5 protein-coding genes are annotated in these 5843 nt (G+C 36.5%); 4 read left to right on the top strand and 1 reads right to left on the bottom strand.

What is annotated here, in order from left to right:
* The first annotated feature begins 642 nt into the window (after nt 1-642).
* From GZA11_RS11110 to copZ, 4 genes are read left to right on the top strand one after another with little or no spacing between them, the layout of a single operon-like run.
* On the top strand, nt 643-3060 hold the full coding sequence (locus GZA11_RS11110) for a heavy metal translocating P-type ATPase (protein ID WP_038541602.1): 2418 nt from the start codon (nt 643-645) through the stop codon (nt 3058-3060).
* 51 nt (nt 3061-3111) lie between these two features.
* A complete protein-coding gene (locus GZA11_RS11105) occupies nt 3112-3930 on the top strand; it encodes a hypothetical protein (protein ID WP_038535050.1) in 819 nt (272 codons plus the stop codon).
* Between the two features lie 56 nt (nt 3931-3986).
* Nucleotides 3987-4325: a metal-sensitive transcriptional regulator gene (locus tag GZA11_RS11100; RefSeq protein ID WP_038535052.1), complete on the top strand. Its 339-nt coding sequence runs from the start codon at nt 3987-3989 to the stop codon at nt 4323-4325.
* Nucleotides 4326-4338: 13 nt separating this feature from the next.
* Nucleotides 4339-4545 (top strand): copper chaperone CopZ, encoded by a 207-nt coding sequence (copZ, locus tag GZA11_RS11095; protein ID WP_038535054.1) that lies wholly within the window; start codon nt 4339-4341, stop codon nt 4543-4545.
* Nucleotides 4546-4609: 64 nt separating this feature from the next.
* Here copZ and GZA11_RS11090 read toward each other — a convergent pair.
* Nucleotides 4610-5772 (bottom strand): IS3 family transposase gene (locus tag GZA11_RS11090; RefSeq protein WP_163183829.1). Its coding sequence is split into 2 segments (ribosomal slippage): nt 4610-5466 and nt 5466-5772, totalling 1164 coding nucleotides; the frame shifts between segments, so codons are not numbered across the junction.
* Nucleotides 5773-5843: the final 71 nt, after the last annotated feature.

Genomic DNA, 5843 nt, shown 5'->3' with positions numbered 1-5843 from the left:
GTCCATTTAAGAGAAAAATGAACCCAAATTAAAAACCCAAGAATGTTGATTTAACAGCATTCTTGGGTTTTGCTTTTATAAAGATTTCGGCTGAAATACCACTTTCCGGACAGCCCCATTTTCATTTAATCATAGAATTTTTTTATAGATGAACACATGAGTTGTGAAACCAAATAATCATGTTCTCTTCGTTTTTCGACTTCCAGCCTAATATCGTGATTTCGACAATAAACTTTATAGCAGACACCATGGGCACTAAGCAATGCTTTTTCCATTTCATTCGTGTAATTCAATTTTAAATTTTGGATAATAATTCCCTCCTGAATTTTCTTAACAAATTGTTAAGTTGGGATCTATCTTACCATTTCATACGTTCACAAAACAAAGCCGAAATAAAGGTATATCATATCACTACTAAAGCAGATTATGATCCTCGGTTTATTAGCTTATTAATGCTTAAAATAACAGCCAAATCCTCCCAATAAAACCTTGTTTGATAATAGAAGTGCCAATTGTGGTTAATATAAATGGAGAATAAATAATTTAAAACCATATTTTATTGACGATATAGGGTAGGGGGGTATACTATATTAATGTAAGTTAAAATAAGATAAAAAATTTAATGGATTGGAGGAACCGCAAATGGGCAGCTCCATGAAAGAAGTACAACTACCCGTAGCCGGCATGACTTGCGCGGCTTGTGCTAAAAGAATTGAAAAGGGGTTAAATAAATTAGAAGGCGTTCACGACGCAAACGTGAATTTAGCCTTAGAAGAAGCTATTATCAAGTATGATCCAGAATCAATAAATATAGAAGAGTTTGTTAAAAAAATCAATGATCTTGGATATCGGGTTGTGACTGAAAAAACGGAGTTTGACATATTTGGGATGACTTGTGCCGCATGTGTATCAAGAATTGAAAAAGCTCTGAACAAGATGGAAGGTGTAACAAACGCGACAGTCAATTTGGCACTTGAATCAGCAAGAATAGAATACAATCCTTCACAAGTAACCATTCAGGACATGGTGAAAAAAATTGAGAAGCTTGGTTATAAAGCGAAAGTTAAGCAAGAGAAAACAGTGGACATTGCTGATCATCGCCAAAAAGAAATTGAAGAACAAAAAGGGAAATTTATTTTTTCACTAATACTTTCAATCCCGCTTTTGTGGGCGATGGTAAGCCATTTTGAGTTTACCTCCTTTATATATCTTCCAGAAATGTTTATGAATCCATGGGTTCAATGGGCACTGGCAACCCCTGTTCAGTTTATTGTTGGACGACAGTTTTATGTCGGCGCATATAAAGCATTACGAAATGGCAGTGCTAACATGGATGTATTAGTATCTCTTGGAACATCAGCTGCTTATTTTTATAGCGTATATTTATTAATTAGATCCATCGGTACGGATTCGCATATGGTGGAACTTTACTTTGAAACAAGTTCGGTTTTGATTACATTAATCATTTTAGGAAAATTGTTAGAATCTCGAGCGAAAGGACGTTCGTCTGAAGCCATCAAGAAGTTAATGGGTCTTCAGGCAAAGACAGCAACGGTTATTCGTGATGGTAAAGAGATAGAGGTTTCACTCGAAGAAGTTGTGGTAGGGGACCTTATCTATGTTAAACCAGGGGAAAAAGTGCCGGTTGATGGGGAAATCATCGAAGGGCGCTCTGCCATTGATGAGTCCATGTTGACGGGAGAAAGTGTTCCAATTGATAAATCAGTTGGAGATCATGTAATTGGTGCCACCATAAACAAAAACGGCTTTTTAAAAATCAAAGCAACAAAAGTCGGCAAAGATACGGCTTTGGCACAAATCATTAAAGTAGTAGAAGAAGCGCAGGGCTCTAAAGCACCTATTCAACGGCTTGCAGATCGAATTTCAGGGATCTTTGTACCGATTGTCGTCGGAATCGCTGTCATAACTTTCTTGATTTGGTTTATCTGGATTAATCCAGGAAATTTCGCAGAAGCATTGGAAAAAATGATTGCCGTTCTTGTAATAGCTTGTCCTTGTGCTCTAGGTCTGGCCACACCGACTTCCATTATGGCAGGATCCGGTCGTGCTGCAGAAGCCGGGGTATTATTTAAAGGTGGCGAGCATTTAGAGATGACCCATCGAATTAATACGATTGTTTTAGATAAAACAGGAACAGTCACAAATGGGAAACCTGTGTTAACAGATGTTTTTGTATTAGAAAATTTGGATGAGAAATCATTTCTCAAGCTAGTTGGTTCCGCTGAAAAGCAATCCGAACACCCATTAGCCGAAGCCATTGTTAGAGGGATTAAAGAAAAAAATATTTCTCTCACAGATGCATCGGAATTTGAAGCAATTCCAGGGTATGGAATTAAAGCTTTCGTTAATGGGGAAGAAATATTAATTGGTACACGTAAATTAATGAATAAATATGGTGTTTCATTCGAATCCTCCGTAAAAAAAATGGAGGAACTTGAGGAAAGCGGAAAAACAGTAATGCTTGTGGCAATTAACGGGGGATTTGCAGGTATGATTGCCGTAGCTGATACGGTAAAAGAAACATCAAAAGCAGCCATAAAGAAATTAAAGGATATGGGCCTTGAAGTGATTATGATGACCGGTGACAATATCCGAACAGCCAAAGCTATTGCACAAGAAGTGGGGATTGATATTGTCATTGCGGAGGTACTGCCGGAAGGAAAAGCGGAAGAAGTGAAAAAGCTTCAAAAGCTAGGTAAAAGAGTAGCCATGGTGGGGGATGGGATCAATGATGCACCAGCCTTGGCGGTAGCTGATATCGGTATGGCAATCGGAACTGGAACAGACATCGCAATGGAAACGGCGGATATTATCCTAATGCGGGGTGATTTAAATAGTATTTATGATGCTATCTTTATGAGTAAAAAGACAATTCGAAATATTAAACAAAATTTATTCTGGGCATTTAGTTACAATACATTGGGTATTCCAATTGCAGCAATGGGATTTCTTGCACCATGGCTTGCCGGTGCGGCAATGGCCTTCAGTTCAGTATCGGTTGTGTTAAATGCATTAAGACTACAAAAGATTAGGCTTTAATTCATTTCTTTATGAGGGGAAACGACATTGAATATAGGAGGTGAAGATTAAATGAAAAAGTGGGTAATTTCAGCTGTTATATATGTACTTGTCGTGGTTGGTGGATTTACAGCCTATGATGTGTATTTTGCCAAAGATGTGACCAAAAGTAATTCAGTAAGTCAAAAGACTCACGAAACACCTGAACATGGGGAAGTAGCTGGACATGGACATGAATCAGGAGATTCACAGGCTAGTGAAGTGAAGCCATCCCTCTTCTACAAAGATGGATTGATCACCATCACATTAGAAGACCAATACGGAAAACCAGTTGATAATCTTCTAGTAAATCATGAAAAGCTACTACATTTAATTTTAGTAAATGAACATTTAGATCAATACTATCATTTGCATCCTGAAAAAACAGGGAAGGGTAAGTTTGAAATTCCCCATGAATTAGAGGAGGACGACTATAAAGCTTTTATCGATATTCAACCGGAAAAACTTAGTTATCAAGTCAGCCCACTTCCTTTCTCAGTAGGAAAACAAAAGCGATCTCATGATCATCATCCACTCATTGTAGATCAAACATTAACGAAAACAATTGATGGTAAAACAGTGGAATTGTCTGTAAGCTCACTTAAAGCAGGGGAACCCGTTACACTTTTCTTTAAAATGGTTGAGACAACCTTGGAACCTTATTTGGGAGCAACCGGTCATGTTGTCATTTTAGATGAAGAAGCCACAAATTACTTGCACGTTCATCCGATTAATACCGAGAAACCGATTTTTAAAACGGAATTTCATCAGCCAGGGATTTATAAAATTTGGGCTGAATTTAAACAAGAAGGAAAAGTTCGTGTATTTCCATTCATTATCGAAATAAAATAATAGACTTACGATGAGGGTACGAGGCTATGATATAATGAAGCAAAGGAGGCATTGGCATGTCTTTCAATGAAGAAGATGTATTGGATGAATCCTGCTGCGCAACAACAGGAAACCAACGTAAAAGCCATCATTCTACAAAGACGAAGACGAATTTAATAACAAGACTAAATAGGATCGAAGGTCAGATTCGCGGTATTAAAGGCTTAATTGAAAAAGACACATATTGTGATGATGTTATCCACCAAATTGCCTCAACGCAATCGGCTTTAAATAGTGTGGCAAAAATCCTGCTTGAAGGACATTTAAAAAGCTGTGTTGTCGAAAGGATTCAAGAGGGCGATTTGGAGGTTATTGATGAAGTATTAGTTACCATACAAAAGTTAATTAAAAAATAAGGGGGAAACAAATATGGAACATGTAACTTTAAATGTAAAAGGAATGTCTTGTAACCATTGTGTGAAGGCAATTGAAAGCAGTGTAGGAGAACTTGATGGAGTAAAAAATGTCTCCGTTAATCTAGAAAAAGGACAAGTGGAAATTGAATTTGATTCAAGTGTAGTTACTTTAAGTACCATTAAGGAAACTATCGATGACCAAGGTTATGATGTAGAGTAATTAAAAACACTCAGGTGTGCTAGTAGACTGACATAGCGATATAAGACAATAATAAAACACCTTCTTAGGCTATCATTCCTTTGTATTCTATAGGGGATTGGTAGCCTAATTTTTCTTGGATACGTTCTTCGTTATAATGCTTCATATATTGATCTACTCGAGATCTAACTTCCTGTATAGAAATTGAATTGTATTTAACATATTGAAACTCTTCAGATTTAATAGCTGAATGAAAAGATTCAATTACAGCATTATCCCAACAGTTACCTCTCCGTGACATACTACTTATTAAATCTTTTTCTTTTACTAACTGCTGATACGTATAAGATGTATATACACTGCCCTGATCAGAATGAATGATTACTCCTTTTGGATGACCTGTAGCTATCAAGGCTGCTTTCAGCGTATCCATGACTAATGATGTTTGTTGGTGTTCATAAAGTTTATAAGCGATGACCTCATTGTTAAATAAGTCCATAATCGTTGATAAGTATAGTGTAATCGGACCATACTGAATATACGTAATATCGGTTACCCACTTTTCATTCGGTTTTGTTGCTGTAAAATCCCTATTTAGTAGGTTAGGTGCTATAATTACGGTTTCACCCTGTGACTTCCATCTGCGTTTTGGTTTAATACGACATTGTAAATGAAATTTCTGCATAATACGCTGAACCGTATTTCGATTTAATTTTATTTGATACTGTTTTTTTAGAAGTTTGGTAATTTTTCTATGGCCATAACGATATGTAGTATCCTGACAAAGTGTCTTAATCGCTATTTCTATCGCAGTAAGAGGAGCCGCTGGGTTTTTCGCCCATCGATAATAAGTAGATCTAGCCACACCTAATGCCTGTAAAACAGCTGTAACCGTATATTTTCCTCGAAACTTCTCCACTAATCGAAGAACTACTTCTTTTTCAACTCCTTTCTCAGTTCTAAATACTTTTTTAATATTTCATTCTCCATTTTTAACTGTTCAATTTGACTATTCCGTTTATCTTCTTCACTTTTCCATTCTGGTCCATGTCCATAAGAATATTGCTTGCCTATTGGTTGATTTAAACGATAAATTTGATTCTCTCTATACCATTTCATCCAAGTTTTAATTTGGGATACATTCTTTATCCCGTACTTCTCCATTATTTCTCTATTTGAAAGCTCTCCAGTCATCTTATCTTTAATAACTGCCCACTTTACTTCACTTGAATATACGTTTTTGCCCACACAAAAACACCTCCGAATAGTATTTTATTGATTATACCATTTCGAAGGTGTTTTTTATTGTCCCATTTAAC

Source organism: Neobacillus sedimentimangrovi, assembly GCF_010614825.1.
GTDB classification, from domain to species: domain Bacteria; phylum Bacillota; class Bacilli; order Bacillales; family Cytobacillaceae; genus Neobacillus; species Neobacillus thermocopriae.
This window is presented reverse-complemented; position numbering and strand designations above follow the sequence as displayed.

Bases quoted from the DNA above. Each gene is read 5' to 3' on its own strand.
- GZA11_RS11110 (WP_038541602.1), top strand. From the start codon at position 643: ATGGGCAGCTCCATGAAAGAAGTACAACTACCCGTAGCCGGCATGACT.
- GZA11_RS11105 (WP_038535050.1), top strand. From the start codon at position 3,112: ATGAAAAAGTGGGTAATTTCAGCTGTTATATATGTACTTGTCGTGGTT.
- GZA11_RS11100 (WP_038535052.1), top strand. From the start codon at position 3,987: ATGTCTTTCAATGAAGAAGATGTATTGGATGAATCCTGCTGCGCAACA.
- copZ (WP_038535054.1), top strand. From the start codon at position 4,339: ATGGAACATGTAACTTTAAATGTAAAAGGAATGTCTTGTAACCATTGT.